18 protein-coding genes, 1 tRNA gene and 1 pseudogene are annotated in these 18,318 nt (G+C 73.6%); 13 read left to right on the top strand and 7 right to left on the bottom strand.

Annotated elements, in window-relative coordinates; all coding sequences use genetic code 11:
- Nucleotides 1-63: 63 nt before the first annotated feature.
- Nucleotides 64-1,068 (top strand): UDP-glucuronic acid decarboxylase family protein, encoded by a 1,005-nt coding sequence (locus tag LQU92_RS01620; RefSeq protein ID WP_101852390.1) that lies wholly within the window; start codon nucleotides 64-66, stop codon nucleotides 1,066-1,068.
- A 33-nt stretch (nucleotides 1,069-1,101) separates the two neighbouring features.
- Here the strand turns inward: LQU92_RS01620 and ppgK are convergent, their stop codons facing one another.
- The 4 genes from ppgK to LQU92_RS01600 form a co-directional block, all read right to left on the bottom strand.
- Entirely contained in the window at nucleotides 1,102-1,941 is an 840-nt protein-coding gene (gene ppgK, locus LQU92_RS01615; RefSeq protein WP_230660176.1) for a polyphosphate--glucose phosphotransferase, read from the bottom strand.
- A gap of 105 nt (nucleotides 1,942-2,046) precedes the next feature.
- Nucleotides 2,047-2,961, bottom strand: coding sequence for a glycosyltransferase family 2 protein (locus LQU92_RS01610; protein WP_230660173.1), 915 nt, complete (start codon nucleotides 2,959-2,961; stop codon nucleotides 2,047-2,049).
- On the bottom strand, nucleotides 2,958-3,872 hold the full coding sequence (locus tag LQU92_RS01605; protein WP_230660170.1) for a glycosyltransferase family 2 protein: 915 nt from the start codon (nucleotides 3,870-3,872) through the stop codon (nucleotides 2,958-2,960). Before LQU92_RS01605 ends, LQU92_RS01610 begins: the two co-directional genes overlap by 4 nt.
- A complete protein-coding gene (locus LQU92_RS01600; protein WP_230660167.1) occupies nucleotides 3,869-5,149 on the bottom strand; it encodes a cytochrome P450 in 1,281 nt (426 codons plus the stop codon). Before LQU92_RS01600 ends, LQU92_RS01605 begins: the two co-directional genes overlap by 4 nt.
- A gap of 177 nt (nucleotides 5,150-5,326) precedes the next feature.
- On the opposite strand from LQU92_RS01600, the gene LQU92_RS01595 reads away from it, so the two are divergent.
- Genes LQU92_RS01595 through LQU92_RS01585 form a run of 3 tightly spaced genes read left to right on the top strand, consistent with a single transcriptional unit; the run spans nucleotide 5,327 to nucleotide 8,711 of the window.
- On the top strand, nucleotides 5,327-6,937 hold the full coding sequence (locus LQU92_RS01595; protein ID WP_101852387.1) for a circularly permuted type 2 ATP-grasp protein: 1,611 nt from the start codon (nucleotides 5,327-5,329) through the stop codon (nucleotides 6,935-6,937).
- A complete protein-coding gene (locus LQU92_RS01590) occupies nucleotides 6,931-7,860 on the top strand; it encodes an alpha-E domain-containing protein (RefSeq protein ID WP_101852386.1) in 930 nt (309 codons plus the stop codon). Before LQU92_RS01595 ends, LQU92_RS01590 begins: the two co-directional genes overlap by 7 nt.
- Nucleotides 7,857-8,711: a transglutaminase family protein gene (locus LQU92_RS01585; RefSeq protein ID WP_230660164.1), complete on the top strand. Its 855-nt coding sequence runs from the start codon at nucleotides 7,857-7,859 to the stop codon at nucleotides 8,709-8,711. Before LQU92_RS01590 ends, LQU92_RS01585 begins: the two co-directional genes overlap by 4 nt.
- A 107-nt stretch (nucleotides 8,712-8,818) precedes the next feature.
- Here the strand turns inward: LQU92_RS01585 and glgC are convergent, their stop codons facing one another.
- Nucleotides 8,819-10,063 (bottom strand): glucose-1-phosphate adenylyltransferase, encoded by a 1,245-nt coding sequence (gene glgC / locus LQU92_RS01580; protein WP_230660160.1) that lies wholly within the window; start codon nucleotides 10,061-10,063, stop codon nucleotides 8,819-8,821.
- 184 nt (nucleotides 10,064-10,247) lie between these two features.
- Between glgC and glgA the strand changes: the two genes are divergently transcribed.
- From glgA to LQU92_RS01545, 7 genes are all read left to right on the top strand, one after another.
- Nucleotides 10,248-11,441: a glycogen synthase gene (gene glgA / locus LQU92_RS01575; protein ID WP_101852384.1), complete on the top strand. Its 1,194-nt coding sequence runs from the start codon at nucleotides 10,248-10,250 to the stop codon at nucleotides 11,439-11,441.
- Nucleotides 11,442-11,547: 106 nt separating this feature from the next.
- A tRNA-Leu gene (locus tag LQU92_RS01570) sits at nucleotides 11,548-11,633 on the top strand.
- Nucleotides 11,634-12,101: 468 nt separating this feature from the next.
- Nucleotides 12,102-12,608, top strand: a complete 507-nt coding sequence (locus LQU92_RS01565) for a hypothetical protein (protein WP_230660157.1) — start codon at nucleotides 12,102-12,104, stop codon at nucleotides 12,606-12,608.
- 247 nt (nucleotides 12,609-12,855) lie between these two features.
- Nucleotides 12,856-13,086, top strand: a complete 231-nt coding sequence (locus LQU92_RS01560; RefSeq protein ID WP_230660155.1) for a hypothetical protein — start codon at nucleotides 12,856-12,858, stop codon at nucleotides 13,084-13,086.
- 72 nt (nucleotides 13,087-13,158) lie between these two features.
- Nucleotides 13,159-13,380: a hypothetical protein gene (locus LQU92_RS01555; protein WP_230660153.1), complete on the top strand. Its 222-nt coding sequence runs from the start codon at nucleotides 13,159-13,161 to the stop codon at nucleotides 13,378-13,380.
- Between the two features lie 825 nt (nucleotides 13,381-14,205).
- Nucleotides 14,206-14,862, top strand: coding sequence for a hypothetical protein (locus tag LQU92_RS01550; RefSeq protein ID WP_230660150.1), 657 nt, complete (start codon nucleotides 14,206-14,208; stop codon nucleotides 14,860-14,862).
- 65 nt (nucleotides 14,863-14,927) lie between these two features.
- The gene (locus LQU92_RS01545; RefSeq protein WP_230660147.1) at nucleotides 14,928-15,398 is read left to right on the top strand and encodes an ester cyclase; all 471 of its coding nucleotides are present in this window, start codon (nucleotides 14,928-14,930) and stop codon (nucleotides 15,396-15,398) included.
- 480 nt (nucleotides 15,399-15,878) lie between these two features.
- On the opposite strand, the pseudogene LQU92_RS01540 reads toward LQU92_RS01545, so the two are convergent.
- A pseudogene (locus tag LQU92_RS01540) lies at nucleotides 15,879-16,683 on the bottom strand (IS5 family transposase).
- Nucleotides 16,684-16,775: 92 nt separating this feature from the next.
- Here LQU92_RS01540 and LQU92_RS01535 point away from each other — a divergent pair.
- Nucleotides 16,776-16,943, top strand: coding sequence for a hypothetical protein (locus LQU92_RS01535; RefSeq protein WP_230660144.1), 168 nt, complete (start codon nucleotides 16,776-16,778; stop codon nucleotides 16,941-16,943).
- A 157-nt stretch (nucleotides 16,944-17,100) separates the two neighbouring features.
- Entirely contained in the window at nucleotides 17,101-17,574 is a 474-nt protein-coding gene (locus tag LQU92_RS01530) for a hypothetical protein (protein WP_230660141.1), read from the top strand.
- Nucleotides 17,575-17,617: 43 nt separating this feature from the next.
- Here LQU92_RS01530 and LQU92_RS01525 read toward each other — a convergent pair whose 3' ends face one another.
- On the bottom strand, nucleotides 17,618-18,289 hold the full coding sequence (locus LQU92_RS01525; RefSeq protein ID WP_230660138.1) for a hypothetical protein: 672 nt from the start codon (nucleotides 18,287-18,289) through the stop codon (nucleotides 17,618-17,620).
- Nucleotides 18,290-18,318: the final 29 nt, after the last annotated feature.

Here is an 18,318-nt window from a genome sequence, read left to right as displayed (position 1 = left end):
CACACCCCGACCCTCCTGCACCCCGCACGTCCCGCATCCCGTCCCACCGACCCGAGGAGCCCCGTGAGCACCACCGACGCCCCGATCCCCGCCCGCACCGTCCGCCGGGCCGTCGTCACCGGCGGCGCCGGCTTCCTGGGCAGCCACCTGTGCACCGAGCTGCGCCGGCGCGAGGTGGAGGTCGTGTGCCTGGACAACTTCCTCACCGGCTCGGCCGCCAACATCGAGCACCTGGTGGGCGACCCCGGCTTCCGGCTCGTCCAGTGCGACATGACCGACTACGTGCACGTGCCCGGGGACGTGGACCTCGTGCTGCACTTCGCCTCGCCGGCCTCGCCGATCGACTACCTCAAGCTGCCCATCCACACCCTCAAGGTCGGCTCGATCGGCACCAACCACGCCCTGGGCCTGGCCAAGGACAAGGGCGCCCGGTTCGTGCTGGCCTCGACCTCCGAGGTCTACGGCGACCCGCAGGTCCACCCCCAGCCGGAGAGCTACTGGGGCCACGTCAACCCGGTGGGCCCGCGCGGGGTCTACGACGAGGCCAAGCGCTACGCCGAGGCGCTCACGGTCGCCTACCGGGCGGAGCACGGGGTGGACACCGCGATCGTGCGAATCTTCAACACGTTCGGACCGCGCATGCGGCCCTTCGACGGGCGGGCGATCCCGACCTTCATCCGCCAGGCGCTGGCGGGGGAGCCGCTGACGGTGGCCGGGGACGGCTCCCAGACCCGGTCCGTGTGCTACGTCTCCGACCTCGTGCGCGGGATCCTGGCGCTGGCCGACAGCGGGCACAGCGGGCCCATGAACATCGGCAACCCGCACGAGCTGTCCGTGCTGCGCATCGCCGAGGACGTGCTCGCCGCGACCGGCTCGGCCTCGTCCCTCGAGTTCGTCGGCCGCCCGGTCGACGACCCGCAGGTCCGCCGCCCGGACACGGCGCTGGCCGCCGAGGTCCTGGGATGGGCCCCGGAGGTCGCCTGGGAGGAGGGGCTGCGGCGCACCGTCGAGTGGTTCCGCACCGCCCTCGAGGGCAGCGCCGCACCCGCCGCCCACCGCGCCGGCTGACCCGCCCCGCGCCCCGGCGGGACCCGGTGCCGGTCAGTCCAGCGGGGGCACGGACAGGTAGGCCGTGCGGGCGGCGCCGACCACGCCGGCGGCCGCACGCAGCGCCGCCGGGACCACCGGGGTGGACAGCCGCAGCAGCGGCAGGAACCGCTCGTGCTGGTCGGACAGCGTCCCGCCCACGACGATCAGGTCGGGGGAGGCGACGAACTCCAGGTGGGCGAGGTAGCGCTGCAGCCGCTGCGCGTAGGCGGGCCAGTCCAGGCCCTCGCGCTCCTTCGCCTCCGCCGAGGCGAGCTGCTCGGCCGGGACCCCGCCCACCTCGAGGTGGCCCAGCTCCAGGTTGGGCACGAGGCGCCCGTCGACGATCATCGCCGAGCCGATGCCGGTGCCCAGGGTCACGAGCAGCACCGTCCCGGCCACCGGCCGGCCGTCCGGGTCCCGCCCGGCGCCGTGGTGGGCCTCGGCGATCCCCGCGGCGTCGGCGTCGTTGATCACGTGCACCGGCCGGCCCACCCGCTCGGCCAGGAACCGGTCGGCGGCCAGCCCGACCCACCCCGGGTCGATGTGCGCGGCCGAGCGCGTGGTGCCCTGCCGCACGATCGCCGGCAGGGCCACGCCCACGCTGGCCTCCTCGTCCGGGGCGTGCGGGCCGGCGGCCAGCTCGGCCACCGCCTCGGCCACCACGGCCGCGACCGCCTCCGGGGTCGCGGGCACCGGCGCCGGCACCCGCCGCACCGGGGTCAGCAGCGAGCCCGGGACCGGGTCGACCACCGCGGCGGCCACCTCCGCCCCGCCCACGTCCACGCCGATGTGGAGCCGGTGCAGCGTGGACCAGCCGCTGATGGAATCCCGGCGCCGGCCGTAGCGTGCCATCGTCGTCCTCCTGGTGCAGTCGTTCGGGGTCCGTCCCGTCGGGGCCGGGTCCGTGGGGGGGTGCGGTGCAGGGGCGGGCCCGCCGTGCGTGCGCGGGCGCGGTCCTCAGCTGACGTAGCGCCGGGCTGCGCTGGTGCGCTGGGAGTCCTCGAGGGCGAGGAAGCGGCGCTCGACCCGCTCGGGCAGGGGGCGCCGCTCCCGCAGCACCCACGGCGCCCCGCGCACGGCGTCGAGGAGCGCCAGCGCGGTCACCCGGTCGCGCGGGGCCCCGGCCAGCACGTCGCGGCTGCGGCGCAGCGCCGCCCGCAGGGGCCGGCGCAGCCAGATGAACCACAGCGTGTTGCGCAGCCCGTGCCGGCGGCGCAGGTGCGGGTCGCGCACGGTCGAGGCCTGGTGGTGGACGACCACCTCGGGCAGGTGCACGAGCTCCCACCCGGCGGTGGCGAGGTCGGCCGCCAGCAGCTCCTCCTCGCCGCCCAGCCACAGCCGCTCGCTGAAGCCGCCGACCTCCCGGAAGGCCTCCGCGCGCACCACGGAGGCGCCCGCGAGGAAGCTGCCCAGGGCCGGTCCCGGCAGCCAGTCGGGGCCCTCCACGGGCGAGTGCAGCAGCTCGGCGTTGATCGCGTCCTCCCGGCCCCCCGGCTCCACGAGGATCCGGCCCGTGACCACGCCCAGGCGGGGGTGGGCCTCGAGGGCGTCGGCGGCCCGGCGCAGCGCCCCGGGCTCCCACCACGTGTCGTCGTCGCAGAAGGCCACGTAGGGCGTGTCCACCCGCTCCATCGCGACGTTGCGCCCGACCGCCCCGAGGTTCACGGGGCTGGCCACGAGCTGCGCCCACGGGTGCTGCGCGCGGATCGCCTCGGCCGTGCCGTCGGCGGAGCCGTTGTCCACGACCACCACGTGCGGGGCCTCGGGCAGCTCCCGCAGCCGCGCCAGCGCCAGCAGCGCCTCCTCGCGGCGGTTGTGGGTGATCATCACGACGGCCACCCGGTCGTCGGGGCGTGCGGCGGTCTCGGTCACGAGCTCTCCTCGAGGTCGGCGGTGCGGGGTGCGGTCTCGTCCTGCCCGTGCAGCCGGGCCAGGGCGGCCTCGGTCGTGGGCGAGACCCGGCGGCGGGCGCGCAGGGCGGCGGGCACGCGCGGCAGCGCGGAGGCCAGCCCGCGCCGCCCGCGCGAGCCGGCCCGCAGGGCGCCGGCGGCCTCGCGGGCCACGGCCCGCCACGGGCGGCGCATCAGGGCGGTGAGCAGCCGGCTGCGCACGAGCTCGGCCTGGCGCCGCTCGCCGCTCTCGCGCCGGGGGGAGGGGTGGTGGTGGGCGCGGACCTCGGGGACGTAGGCCAGCCGCCAGCCCGCGTCGAAGAGGTCGAGGGCCACCCGCTCCTCCTCCCCGGGGAAGCGCACGACGTCGTCGAAGCCGCCGACGGCCAGGAACGCCGAGCGGCGCACGATCGCCCCGCAGCCCACGAAGCCCAGCAGGGCCGGGCCGGGGCACCCGGCCGGGATGCCCAGCGGGGAGGCGGCGAGCACGGCGTTGAGCGGGTCGGGGCGCTCCTGCGGGCCCACGGCGATCGAGCCGGCGATCAGGCCCACCCGCGGGTGGGCGTCGAGCACCGCGGCGGCGCGGGCGAGGGCGCCGGGGGCCCACCACGAGTCGTCGTCGGCGAATGCCACGTACGGGGTGCGGGCCGCGCGGACCCCGACGGTGCGGGCCACGGCCCCCGCGTTGCGCGGCAGCGCCACGACCTTCACGTCCGGGCGGGCGGCGCGCACGGCCTCGGCCGTGCCGTCCTCCGAGGCGTTGTCGACGACGACGACGGGGCCCTCGTGGTGGTGCAGGTGGGCGAGCAGCTCCTCGCGGCGGTTGCGGGTGGCCACGACCACGGTCACCCGCGCGGCGCCCTCGTGCGCGGCGCCCTCGTGCGCGGGGCTCACGCCAGCGGCTCCAGGACGGGCCCGCCCTGCGGGCGGGTGGGCATCCGGTGCAGGTCGTAGCGCAGCCCCGCCGGGTCGGTGCGCCAGTCCCGGGAGGCCAGGTGCGCGGCGGCCACGGCGAGGACCGCGACCGTGACGTCCTCGCCGGGGCAGCGGTGGCCCGCGGCGACGTCCCCGCCGCCCTGCGGCACGAGGTTCGCGGCCGCGCCCGCCCCGGTCCCGAGGAAGCGGGCGGGGTCGAACTCCCCGGCCCGCTCCCACTCCCAGGGGTCCGTGTTCGTCCCGTGCACGTCCAGGACCACGCGCTGCCCGGCCTCCAGCCGGTGCCCGCCCCACTCCAGGGGGCGCCGGGCCCGGGCGGCGAGCAGGGGCACGAAGGGGAAGAGCCGGCGGACCTCGTGGGCGAAGGCCGTGGCCTCGGGCCCGCCCACCGCCGTGGCCCGCCCGGCCGCCTCCTCGCGCAGGCGCCGGGCCCACCCGGGGTGCTCGTGCAGGGCCAGGGCGGCGAAGGCGGCGAACCAGCTCACCGCCACGGTCGGGCGCAGCAGGTTCAGCAGCTCCACCGCGGCGGTGTGCCCCGGCAGCAGCTGCCCGTCCTCGCCCCGGTGCCCGGCCACGAGCTCGAGCACGCTCAGCTCGTCGGGCGCGCGCCCGGCGCGCACGGCGTCCAGCCGCGTGCGCCCGATCAGCTCCAGGGCCCAGGACTCGCTCTCCCGCCGGGCGCGCAGGGCCTGCACCCAGGCCGGGCCGGGCACGCCGAAGCCGTCCACGACCTGCGCGAGCCCGGCCGCGCGCCGGTCCAGCTCCGCCTCGGGCAGCTCGATCCCGGCCCAGCGCTGGACCGCGCGCCCGTGCACGCGCACGGCCGTGGCGTGGACGTCGAGCGGGCCCCCGGCGGCCACGGCCCGCGCCCAGCCGGCGTCGGCGGCGGCCACGAGGCCCGCCCGGCGCCGCGGCTCGGTGGCGCGCAGGAACAGCTCCTTGCGCCGGTGGTGGGGCCCGTCGTCGAGCCCGTGCACCGCGCCGCGGCCGAACAGCGGCAGCCGCACGGCCAGCGGCACCGCGCCCTCGCGGCGCAGCAGGGTCCCGTCGTAGAAGAAGCGCACGGCCTCCGCCCCGCGCACCAGCAGCGCCGGGCGCCCGAGCAGCCGCACCGGCAGCGCCCGGGCGGCGGGGTCGGCGGCGCGGGCGCGGGCGGCGTCGGCCCAGGTGTAGCCGTCGCGCAGCAGGTCGCGGGTGGCGTCCTTCGGGCGGGTGCGGGCGTGCTCGGTGGGCATGGTCCTCCAGACGGCGGGTCGGTCGGTCGCCTCCATCGTATGGGCACGTCCTGCGGGTTCCCGGGACGTCCCCCGTGACAGAATCGGGGCACCGCCGTGGACCACGGCGCGGGCACCACGGCGCGTGCCCCCGCTCCCCGCCGGGGACGAACCCGGAAAGGCGCGTGACCGCCCGCGATGTCCGAGCTGTTCGACCGCTACGCCGCCGAGATGGCCGGTGCGGCGGCCTACGACGAGATGTTCACCCCCGAGCAGCGGCTGCGCCCCGCCTACGAGCAGATCGGGCAGGTGCTCGACGCCCTCTCGCTGGGCGACGTCCACGCGCGCGCCGACTCGATGGCCCGCTCCTTCCTCGACCGCGGGGTCACCTTCGACTTCGCGGGGGAGGAGCGGCCCTTCCCCCTCGACATCGTTCCCCGGGTGATCCCCGCCGAGGAGTGGGCGGTGATCGAGCGCGGGGTCGTCCAGCGGGTGCGCGCCCTCGAGTGCTTCCTCGACGACGTCCACGGCGACCAGCGCGTCGTGGCCGACGGGATCGTCCCGCGCTCGCTGATCACCTCCTCCGCCCACTTCCACCGTGCGGTCTGGGGCTTCCGGCCCGCCGGCGGGGTGCGCATCCACGTGGCCGGCATCGACGTGATCCGCGACCAGCAGGGCGTGTTCCGGGTCCTCGAGGACAACGTGCGGGTGCCCTCCGGGGTCTCCTACGTCATCGAGAACCGCCGGGCGATGACCAAGGGCCTGCCGGAGGCGTTCATGTCCCGGTCCATCCGCGCCGTCGAGGCCTATCCCCGCCACCTGTACCGGGCGCTGCGCGCCACCGCCCCCGAGGCCGCCGAGGACCCCGTGGTCGTGGTCCTCACCCCCGGGGTGTTCAACTCCGCCTACTTCGAGCACGCCCTGCTCGCGGGCCTGATGGGCGTGGAGCTCGTGGAGGGCCGCGACCTCGTGGTGCGCGGGGACAGGGTCTACATGCGCACCACCGACGGCGAGCAGCGGGTGGACGTGATCTACAAGCGCATCGACGACGAGTTCCTGGACCCGCTGCACTTCCGCCCCGACTCCGTGCTGGGCTGCTCCGGGCTGGTCAACGCCGCCCGCGCCGGCAACGTGACGATCGCCAACGCGGTGGGCAACGGCGTGGCCGACGACAAGCTCACCTACTCCTACGTGCCCGACCTCATCCGCTACTACCTCGACGAGGAGCCGGTGCTGCCCAACGTGGACACCTACCGGCTCGAGGAGCCCGAGGCCCGCGCCTGGGTGCTCGAGCACCTCGAGGAGCTCGTGGTCAAGCCGGTCGACGGCTCCGGCGGCAAGGGCCTGGTCATCGGCTCCACGGCCACGGCCGCGGAGCTGGAGGAGCTGCGGGCGAAGGTGCTGGCCGACCCGCGCGGGTGGATCGCCCAGCCGGTGCTGCAGCTGTCGACCGTGCCCACGTTCGCCGACGGCGGCTTCGGCCCGAGGCACGTGGACCTGCGCCCCTTCGCGGTCAACAGCGGCGACGGGGTCTACGTCCTGCCCGGCGGGCTGACCCGCGTGGCCATGCAGAAGGGCTCGCTGATCGTCAACTCCTCCCAGGGCGGGGGGTCGAAGGACACGTGGGTGCTCGGCCAGCCGCAGACCCAGGACCTCGACCCCGGCCGGGAGCCGCCGGCCGACGTCGACGGCACCGTGCACACCTGGCCGGTCTCCGCGTCCTGGCAGGACGAGGGGGACACCGGGCAGGAGCAGCAACAGCAGCAGCAGGCCCCCGCCGCGGGGCCGGGGAAGGGGGCGCCGTGCTGAGCCGGATCGCGGAGTCGCTGTTCTGGATCGGGCGCTACGTGGAGCGCGCCGACGGCGTGGCCCGCATCCTCGACGTCCACCTGGAGCGGATCACCCAGCTGCCCGCGGCGGAGCAGGAGGCGGAGGTCCGCCGGATCATGGCCGTCATGGGCGTGGCGCCCGAGCACGGGGACTACGGCGTGGACTCGCTCGTCCACGAGCTGGCCTGGAACCGGGACTCGCCCACCTCCATCTCGGGGTCGCTGCACGCGGCCCGCGAGAACGCCCGCCGGGCCCGGGAGACCGTCTCCTCGGCCATGTGGGAGGCCCTGAACTCGACCCACTACGGGCTGGGCGGGCACCGCCGCGACGTCGTGGGCACCTTCCGCGTCTGCCACTGGGCGATCGAGCGGATGGCGACCGTGCGCGGGCAGATCCAGATGACGATGTCCCACGACGAGTCGTGGCTGTTCCTGGGTCTGGGCGCGGCCCTGGAGCGGGCCGACATGACCTCCCGGCTGCTGTGGACCCGCTCCACGACCGCGACCGAGGGCATGTCCTGGGTCTCGATCCTGCACTGCGCCGGGGCCTACGAGGCGTTCCTGCGCACCCGCTACGGGACCTTCAGCGACGAGTCGGCCACCCAGTTCCTGCTCCTGGACCGGCTCTTCCCCCGCTCGATCCTGCACGCGCTGACCACCGCCGAGGAGATCCTCGTGCAGATGGAGCCGGGGCTGCAGCGGGTCGGCTTCAAGGACGACGCCCGGCGGATCGTCGGCGAGGCCCGCACCGCCCTGGAGTTCCACCACGCCGAGGACCTCATGGCGGTGCTGCCCGGGCACCTCAACAACGTGCAGGCCGCCTGCGCCCGCGCCTCGGAGGCGGTGGGCGCGAAGTACTTCTCCCACGCCGTCGAGGACTCATGGTTCGGAGGGATCCTGTGACCCGCCTCACGATCGACCACGTCACCCGCTACGACTACGGGCGCTCCGTCTCGGCGTCCTACAACGAGGCGCGGATGACGCCGGTGACCGACGACGAGCAGGTGGTGCTCGAGGCGGAGCTGACGCTGAGCCCCGGCACGGCCACGGTCAGCCACTACCGCGACTACTGGGGCACCCGGGTGACGGCCTTCGACGTCCAGGGCCGCCACCACCACCTGGAGGTCCGCTCCGCGGCGACCGTCGAGGTGCACCGCCCGCCCCCCGGGCGCGCCCCGGACGGGCTCTCGTGGGAGGAGCTCGCCGTGCCGGAGGTCCTCGACGCGGTCTCCGACCACGTGCCGCAGACCGCGCTCACCCGGCTGGGCCCGGAGCTGGAGGCCGTCGCCGAGCACGTGCGCGCGGGCGCGGCCGACCCGGCGGCGGCGGTCGCGGCCGTCTACGCCCGGATCGCCGGGCACATGCGCTACGCCCCCGGGGTGACCGGGGTGCACACCGACGCCGAGGCCGCCTGGCGCGAGGGCAGGGGGGTCTGCCAGGACCTCGCCCACGTGGCGATCGGGATGCTGCGCCACCTCGGGGTGCCGGCCCGCTACGTCTCCGGCTACCTCCACCCCGACGCCGGGGCCGAGGTGGGGGCCACGGTGCAGGGGGAGTCCCACGCCTGGGTCGAGTCGTGGAACGACGGCTGGTGGGCCTACGACCCGACCAACCACACGGCGCTGACCGACTTCCACGTCACCGTGGCGCGCGGGCGCGACTACACCGACGTGACCCCGCTCAAGGGCATGCTCACCGGCGGCGGCGGGGCCACGGAGCTGGCCGTGACCGTCGCGGTCACGCGCCGGGCCTGACCGGTCCCCTCGCACGCCGACGGCGGGCCGTCCTCCCGGGAGGGGGTGCGGCCCGCCGTCGTCCTCCCGCCCCGGCGGGGCGGGACCGGTGCCGAGGGGTCAGGGGCTCAGCGGTCGAAGCGGTGGTTCTTCGGGGCGACCGTCAGCCCGGAGGGGGTGACGGTCAGCCCGCGGGCCCGGTCCTCCTCGTGGTCCACCCCGACGCGCACGCCCGGGGGCACCACGACGTTCTTGTCGAGGATGCAGCGCTCGACGACGGCGCCCTCGCCGATGCGCACGTTGTCCATGAGCACCGACTGGGCCACGGTGGCGTCGTTCTCGACGTAGACCTTGGGGGAGAGCACCGACTCGCGCACCCGCCCGCCGGTGATGAGCACCCCCGCGGAGAGCATCGAGTCGGTCGCGACCCCGCCCTCGCCGTGCGGGCCGCGCACGAGCTTCGCCGGCGGGGCCTGGATGCCGTAGGTGTAGATCGGCCAGGAGTAGTTGTAGAGGTTGAACACCGGCAGCGGCCGGATCAGGTCCATGTGCGAGTCGTAGTAGGAGTCCAGGGTCCCGACGTCGCGCCAGTACTGGCGGTCCCGCTCCGTGGAGCCGGGCACGTCGTTGTGCGTGAAGTCGTAGACGGCCGCCTCGCCCCGGTCGGCGAACCAGGGCATGATGTCCCCGCCCATGTCGTGGGCCGTGTCCTCGCGGGCCTCGTCGGCGCGCAGGGCCTCCACGAGGGCGTCGGTGTCGAAGACGTAGTTGCCCATCGAGGCGAGGAACGCGTCGGGGTCGTCCGGCAGCGGCGCGGTCGAGGACGGCTTCTCCACGAAGCGGGTGATGCGGGTGACGTCCTCGGGGTCCGTCTCGATGACGCCGAAGGAGGTGACCATCTCCATCGGCTGGCGCACCCCGGCCACGGTCGCCCGCGCCCCGGAGGAGACGTGGAAGTCGACCATCGCCGAGAAGTCCATCCGGTAGACGTGGTCCGCGCCCACCACGACGACGATGTCCGGCTTGGCGTCGTCGATGAGGTTCATCGACTGGTAGATGGCGTTGGCCGAGCCCAGGAACCAGTCCTTGCCGCGACGCTGCTGGGCCGGGACCGTGGTGACGTAGTTGCCCAGCTGGGTGGACAGCCGCCAGGTCTCCGAGACGTGGCGGTCCAGGGAGTGGGACTTGTACTGGGTGAGGACCACGACCTGCAGGTAGCCGGAGTTCACGATGTTCGACAGGGCGAAGTCGATCAGCCGGTAGCTGCCGCCGAACGGGACGGCCGGCTTGGCGCGGTCCTCGGTCAGCGGCATGAGGCGCTTGCCCTCCCCTCCGGCCAGGACGATCGCGAGTACCTTCTTACGGTGGGGCATGGGAACCTCTCTGACGTCGTCGGCAACGGGTCCGGCCGGACCGGTCGGTGCTGGCCTCATTGTGTCTTAAGGGACGCCCGCGCGGGCGAGCGGCGGCACACGGGTTTCGTCGTGGGGCGTCACTCCCGCGCCGCGCCCGCCCGCCCGCCCCTGCGGGCGGGGCCCCTGCAGTACGCTCGGGAGCGTGCGAGTCGATATCTTGTCCAAGGAGTTCCCGCCCGAGATCTACGGCGGCGCCGGAGTCCACGTGTCCGAGCTCTCGCGGGTGCTGGCCCCGCTGGTCGACCTGCGGGTGCGCTGCTTCGGCGCACCCCGCGAGCCCGAGGTCGCCGGCGCGAAGGTGCAGGCCTACCCGGTCCCGGCGGAGCTGTCCGGGGCCAACGCGGCGATCCAGACCCTCGGCGTGGACCTCGCCATGGTCGGGGACGTCGCCGGGGCCGACCTCGTGCACTCCCACACCTGGTACGCCAACATGGCCGGGCACCTCTCCGCGCTGATGCACGGGATTCCGCACGTGCTCTCCGCCCACTCCCTCGAGCCGCTGCGGCCGTGGAAGGCCGAGCAGCTCGGCGGCGGCTACGCCGTCTCCTCGTTCGTGGAGCGCACCGCCTACGAGTCGGCGGCCGCGATCATCGCCGTCTCCGACGGGATGCGCGAGGACATCCTGCGCTCCTACCCGGCGGTGGACCCGGCGCGGGTGCGCACCGTGCACAACGGCATCGACGTCGCCCAGTGGTCCCCGGACCGGGACACCGACGTCCTGGAGTCCTACGGCATCGACCCGCAGCGGCCCTCCGTGGTCTTCGTCGGCCGGGTGACCCGTCAGAAGGGGGTGCCCTTCCTTCTGCGCGCCGCCGCGCGCCTGCCCGAGGACGTCCAGCTCGTGCTGTGCGCCGGGGCCGCCGACACCCCCGAGCTCGGTGCCGAGGTCAACGCCCTGATCGCCGACCTGCAGGCCACCCGGTCCGGGGTGGTGCTCATCGAGAAGATGCTGCCGCGCCGGGAGATCGCCCAGATCCTCTCCCACGCCACGGTCTTCGCCTGCCCCTCGGTCTACGAGCCGCTGGGCATCGTCAACCTCGAGGCGATGGCCTGCGGCACCGCCGTGGTCGCCTCCGCGACCGGCGGGATCCCCGAGGTCGTCGACGACGGCGTCACGGGCCGGCTCGTGCCCCTCGAGCAGGTCCAGGACGGCACGGGCACGCCGCTGGACCCCGAGCGGTTCGTCGCCGACTTCGCCGCCGCCCTCACCGAGGTCGCCGCCGACCCGGCCCGCGCCGCCGCGATGGGCGAGGCCGGGCGCCGCCGGGCCGAGGAGCACTTCGCGTGGGAGTCGATCGCCGAGCGCACCCTGGAGGTCTACCGCTCGGTGCTGTGAGCGTCCCCGCCCGGATGAAACCGCCCGCACGGTGTGGTAGATTATTCCTCGTTGCGTTCAGGACGGACGGCCCCGGAAGGGTCCGGACGAGGTCCTGGATCCACTCGCGCGGGTGGCGGAATAGGCAGACGCGCTAGCTTGAGGTGCTAGTCCTCGTATTAGAGGGTGGGGGTTCAAGTCCCCCCTCGCGCACGATGCGATGTCCCAGGACATCGGAGAACACCCCGGACCCACGGTCCGGGGTGTTTTTCCGTCCCCGGGTGCTGGTCGAGGGATCGTGGCCGGTAGTCGCGGGCTGGGTCGAGGACGACGTTCCGGAGGACGAGTCCGGTGGCCGGGTCGACGGTCAGCTCGTGCCGGCCGTGGAGGAACATCGTGACGGGGGTCCGGGCGTAGGCCCGCCCGATGCCGATGTGGTGCCGCCTCGAGTGCAGGCGCACGCTGACGCGGCCGGTCCTGTCGACGCGGTCGGTGCGGATCCGCCACCCGGTCGGCGCACCGGTGGGCGTGGCCCTGGGCAGGGCGCGGTGGGCGGTGTCGGAGGTGGTCCGGTCCAGGGCGCGGTGGGGGCGGAACGGCCCTCCCCTCATGTGTGCGGACGGACACAGGGCGCGGCCCGTGCCTACGCTGAAGCCCACGGAGCGAGGGCAGGGGGGACGAGTGGAGTCCGAGGAGAACGGTGTCGAGCCTGCCGGTGCGCCGAGGCACCGCTTCAGGTGGCTGTGGTGGGTCGCCGCGTGGTTCCTGTGGACCTTCCTCGGCGACGAGCTCCTCGAGGCGGTGTGGAGCTGGCTGATCGCCGTCGGCGGGTACGGACTGACGAACGCCGTGTCCGGTCTGCTCGCCTTGTCGATCTGCTTCGTGGTCCTCATCCGCACCCGGGTCCGGCACCGGCAGCTGGAGACGCAAGGGGATCCGGAGCCGCTGCCGGCGACCACCGACTACGTCACCACGGCCCTGCCCATGGTGGTGCTGTGCTGGCTGGTCGGGGTGGGGGCCTGGGGGGTGACCGTGCTGCTGGTCGCCCTCGCCGGGTTCGGCTCGGCCTGGGTGCTCGGGCCGATCATCGGCACGGCCTTCATCCTGGGCGCCCGGATGGAGAGCGCCCACGCCCGGACGATGGATGCCCGGCGTGGGATGCCGCCAGCCGCTGCGGCCCGCACGTGAGGGGCCGGCCGGGCGTCATCGCTGATGTCCAGGACGTGCCGGCGGTGGCTGTCTCGGGCGGGGCTCAGAAGATCGTGGGACGGGCCGGGTCGACGTCGTGGACCGGCTGGCAGCGGTGGTTCCCGGGCCTGTGGTTCGTCGCCCTGGCCGTCGTCGGCGTGACCGGCGCCCGTACCCGCGCGCGCTCCGGGCCACGGACATCCGCCGCGGACGACCCCCGGCGCCGCTGAACGGTCGAGGAGACGCCATGCAGGACGAGACCGACCCGGTCCGGTTCACCGTGCAGGGCCAGGAGTTCACCGTCCGGGCCCGGGCCGGCGAGCCGGGGGTCCACGACTACTCCTGGACCGACCACCCCGAGGGCTACGGCTTCACCTCCGCCGGCAACCCCTCCCACCCAGTGAGTCGCGAGGAGATGGAGCGCGACATCATCTCCTTCCTGGCCGAGATCAACCCGGAGACCGGGTTCCTCGACTGACTCGCCGACCACGGCGCCGCCGATGAGATGACGCCGCTCGGCACCGGCTCGTGTCACGATGCGGGCAGCAGCATGACCGTGCAGGAGGGGGGCATCGTGCGTGGCGAGGTGCTCGGGGTCTGCGCCGGTGTGGTGGTGGTAACCCTGGGCATGTGGATCATCTGGATGTTCCGCGGGGTGTTCCCGATCTGGATCCTGTTGCTGGGGCTCGCGTTCCTCATCGGTCGTCCGGTGCTGGACTGGCTGGAGTGGCGGATCCGGACCCACGAGCGAGACCGCCGCGACGAGGAGTAGCGCTCAGTGCCAGCCGGTTCCGGCCTGTCGAACGCCCGGGGTCCGTCATGAAGCGCCGGGGAGTCGTCGTCGTGGGCGGGTGGTCAGGCGTCCTGGGCCTCGAACTCGGCGATCTCGTCCTCGGAGTAGTAGGTGCAGGCGGCCTCGCGCAGATCGAACGTGGCCCGCATCAGCAGGCCGTGGCCCTTGCGGTGCGGGGGACCGGTCGGACGTCATTGCTGATGTGCAAGACCTGCTGGCGGCAGTCGTTGCGGGCGCCCGGGTCAGAACAGCGTGCACGCACAGCGGCACGTCGCACCAGTACAGGGCAGTCTGGTCGGCGATCGCCTCCAGTCCGCCGTGGACGGTGGCCAGGGCGAAACCGTGGGCGGAGACGACCTTCTGGTCGGTACCCGTGGTGAACCGGAAGCGCCCGTACCCGTCGTCGCTGAACGCTCCTCTCCAATGACCAGCATGCCTGCTCGGTCGGGCCCCCGGGCACGTGAGAGCAGAATCTCTCGACGTCGGCCGGTTCACCGCATCCTCCGTTGCGCCACATCGGCTCCGCGGCCGGTTCTGGTGCCGAGTGTGGCAAGACCACCAGGCCGCAGGGTGCAGGCGTTCGCCATGGCACCGACTCGGGCCCGAGTGTGACGGGTCCGCCGGGGGTGACGATAACGATCACGCGGCCAGCCGCCTGCTGTCCGCGTCCTTGACCGGGCGGGCCGGTCACACTGGAGCCCCGGGCGCCGTCCGGTGACGCCCGCGGCACCGCTTCCATCCGCTGCACCCGCCGGAGGTCCGCAGCCCGGCTTTCTCCTCGGCGCCCGACTCCCAGGACTGATCATGGACACGACCCACCGCGTCATCGCCGCGACCGCCTCACTTCTGCTGGCCGTGGTCGCACCGGCCAGCGCCGCCGAGCTCACGCCGCCACCCGAGCCACCGGCCGAGAATGAGTTCCCGCCGGCGAGCACGCACGGGAAGTTCGTGCCGCTGCCCGCGGAGTTCTTCGCGACCGACACCGTTCCGCTGTGCGGCTCGGAGCTCACCATCGCCGCTGATGACGGCGGCACCGGCCAGTACCGCGCCCTGGTGACGGACGAGGGGGACACCGTGGTCGAGTACCGCGGGGATCTCACCGTGGACATCACCCGGGCATCCGACGGGGCGACGCTGGAGGACGTGCTCCTGGACGGGCGGGCGATCGAGACCTACGACGCCGACGGTGTGACCGCCACCTTCGACTACACCGGGCCGTCGATGGTGGTCGCCGTGGACGAGATGGACGTGCAGGCGATGGAGGAGGCCGGGCTGCCGCAGGCGTTCATCTACCTCTCCGGACGCCTCTCGAGCACCATCACCCTGGAGTCGGCACCGGTGCCCGGCCAGCAGCCACCGCCTGCGGTCTCGGTGGAGATCACCGAGAACACCGCGGAGTACGTCTTCGACCTCTGCGACCTGCTCGACCAAGCGACCCCAGAGGCCATCCCCGCCCCGTAGCCGACCACCAGCATCTGGCCTCGCCATCAAGGGCGGGGCCACCCCGACCGGGAGAGGAACCCGTCATGAGCGACACCCACACCAGCAGCAGTGGCACCGGCCCCGTCAGCGCAGCGACCGGAGATCGCCGGCGGCTGGTCGAGCGGGCCATCGCAGCGCTCAACGCCCACGACACCGCGGCGTTCGCCGCGACCTACAGCCCGGATGCTGTCGTCCACACCTCCGCCAATCCGGAGCCGGTGCGCGGGACGGAGGCCATCGCGCAGGACACCGAGCACTGGATCACCGCAATGCCGGACATGGCGATCGAGATCGAAGAACTGGTCGTGGACGGGGCCACCGTGGCGATGCGGCTGCTGTTCACCGGCACCCACACCGGACCTCTCACTTCCTCTGCCGGCGAGGTGCCGCCCACCGGGAGGACGGTGTCGGTCCCCATGGCCGTCTTCAACCGGAACGACGAGAACGGGCTGACCGAGGTGGAACACCGCTACCTGGACCTGGCCGACATGGCCCGGCAGCTCGGACTCGCGTGACCGGAAGAACCAGCGGTCACCCCGTTCTCCGTGCTGGACTACCGGGGTGTCCGTCGGCTCGGCTGGGCGATCGGGCCTTCTGGGCTTCGAGCCCGGCGAGCTCCACCTCGGTCCTCCGGCACCCGTCACAGGAGCGAGTTCTCGGCGCTGATCACGCCGTCGGGGGACTGGGCCCGGATCAGGGTCGAGGTGCAAGCGGTCATCGGTCGTCTCCTCGGTGGTGACGGGTATGGCAGCGAACACCGCATCGGCCGGTGCCCAATCGTGGGGGTAGGTCCGCTGCGTGCAGGGGCCTTGCCGCACGAGGCCGCCTGCCGGCGCCCGAGTGCCGTGCCGGTAGACCGGTCCTGGGCAATTGCGCGGTGGAAGTGCTCGTGGTCCAGAGCGGACTCCCCGGGCGGACCGCCTGGCTCCTGGCAACAAGATCTGTCGATTCTTGTGCTCCGGGTCGATGTCCGCCGAATGGTCTGAGAAGTCATTTCATAGTGCGGTGAGCCGTCGATGGCAGATCAGTCTGCAGGCCAGTTCCAGGAGCCCGAGGTGGAGGTCGGCCCGACGCTCCCACGAGTCCGGAGTCGCTCGCAGGAGAGCAGCCAGGCGAAGCCGCGCTGGACCACCCAGCGGCGCTGGCCCTGCCCGGAGCCGTGAGCGACTCCGCGGCGGGCGATGCGCGGGGTGATCTCGTGGGCGTGCAGCAGTCGCCGGTACTTGCCGTGGCCGTAGCCACGGTCGGTCACCAGTTCCCGGGGTTGTCGCCGGGGTCGGCCGCTGAGTCCGCGGATCGGCGGGTTGGAGCCGACCAGGGGCAGCTCGTGGGCGACGTCGTTGCGGTTGCCGCCAGAGAGGCGGACCTGCAGCGGGATGCCGTTCGCCTCGACAGTCAGGTGGTGCTTGGAGCCGGGCCGGCCGCGATCGACGGGGCCGGGGCCGATGTGGTCCCTCTCTTGAGGGCCCGCACGTGCGAGTTGTCCACCGCGCACCGGTCCAGGTCCAGTGCCCCGGCTGCGTGCAGCTCGGCCAACGGCATCTCGTGCGCCGCCGGCCACACTCCAGCCTCCGTCCAGTCCCTCCTGTGCCGCCAGCACGTCACCCCAGAGACCCGGGACTGATTCTGGGGCAGCTGGTTCCAGCCGAGCCCGGTCTCGGGCACGAACACAATCCCGTTCAGGACGGCCCAGTCGTGGGCCGGCTCGCGCCCGGGGTGCTGGTCGCGCCGAGGTGATCGTACTGGCAGCAGGGGTTCGACTCGCTCCCACAACGAGTCCGGCACGAGATCCCCCATCATGCCCACCAGGGTCGCCGGGGACCCCGTCAGCGTTCAACTGCGACGTGGCACTCATTCTGGAATGATCTCCAAGCCTTCTGACCGGGCTGGGCGTGACGATCACCGAGGAGCTCTTCGAAGCGGCCTGGGAACGCGGGGTGAGGACGGTCATCACCGCCCCGCGCGTCCCGGACGCCGCGCTGACCGACTGGCTGGACGTCACGCACACCGGCCGGCTGGTGGAGCTGACCTTCGTCGAGGCGAGCCGCACGAGCGGCTGAGGGCCGTCACGAAGCGACGGACGGTCACGGTTGCGTCGCTTCTCCCACCCTTTCGTTGCGAGTGCGAACGCCGGGTCGCATGCTGATTGCGTCTGCACAACGCAGGAGGCGGTCGTGAGGACGACAGACCCGCACTACGGCGCCACGGGAGGCTGACATGGGTGGACGAGGACGAGCGGTCTGGGGCGTTGCCGCAGCAGGACTTCTGGTCCTGGCCGGAGGGACGCCCGCGCAGGCGGCGGGGCAGGGAGCGGTCACCGCAGGGAACCAGCCGTACGAGGTGGAGACCTGCTACGACGACATGCTGGGCAACAAGCTGTGCACCACGCTGGAGGGCCGGGCCCTGCAAGTGGTGCTGCCCAACGGCCGGCAACTGAACCGGGACAAGGGCACGCACACCTCCGAGGGGTACACCTGGGACGGGTTGTACTACCGTGAGGCTGGCACCCATCACTCCTTCACGGTCTACGAGCAGTACATCTCGCCGTGGGAGTGGGACGACCAGGTCACCCGGGTGGATGCGACCACCACGCTGAGCTTCGAGAACGGGGACGTTTGCGTCATCAGCCAGACGTTCGTGCAGGTCGACGGGCAGGCGCGCAACGGCAGCTCCGAGGTCGTGTGCAACTGAGCGGGCCGCGGCACCCGGACCGACGGGCGCCGAGACGGGCCGGTCAGCCGGCGGCCAGCTGGTGCGTCCGCGACTCGACCGTGGCGGCGATGGTGTCCGGGGCCGCCGCGGACCGGTCGTGGATCCGCGGGCCGGGAGTGTCCTGGTCGTAGTTGCGGTCGAAGACGATGTGCTGCCACATCGGGGTCGTCCGCCCGGTGCTCTTGTCCTTGTCGTCCACCAGTACGGCCCCGCGCAGCGTGGTGTTGTCGTGGGCGAGCACGAGCTTGTCGTGCCAGTCGTAGCCGTAGTGCTCGGCCACCCAGTGCACCTTGGCGGAGTGGGCCGTCGTGTTGGCGAGCATGGCGGTGGAGGCGGAGAGGACTTCCCCGACCGCGGCATGCAGCTGCTGCACCGCCTCGATGCACCCGTCCTCGGGGCCCAGTAGGCGGTAGAGGTCCGGGTGGTTCGTCGCCGTGGCCACCAGCTCGTCGCGCACCGGGTCCCCGGTCATCATCTCCCGGGCGGCGTGCTCCGGGGCCAGCGGGCTGGCCAGACCGGCCTCGGAGGGCGAGCAACCGGTGAGCGCGAGAGCGGTCAGCGTCGCGGCGGCGACACGGCGAACGGGGCGGATGGAACTCTTCACAGCGCCGTCTGTTCCGGGGTCGCGGACGGGCGCGGGGACGGTGGCGCAGGCGCCTCCGGTGAGGACGGCGTACTCGGTGCTTGCCTTCATGGCGGGGCTCCTTCTCGGAGGAGCTGGGC

The organism is Kocuria sp. LUK (assembly GCF_021012935.1).
Taxonomy (GTDB): Bacteria; Actinomycetota; Actinomycetes; order Actinomycetales; family Micrococcaceae; genus Kocuria; species Kocuria flava.
Note: the sequence above shows the minus strand (reverse complement) of the source record. Positions and strands in the feature narration are given on the sequence as shown.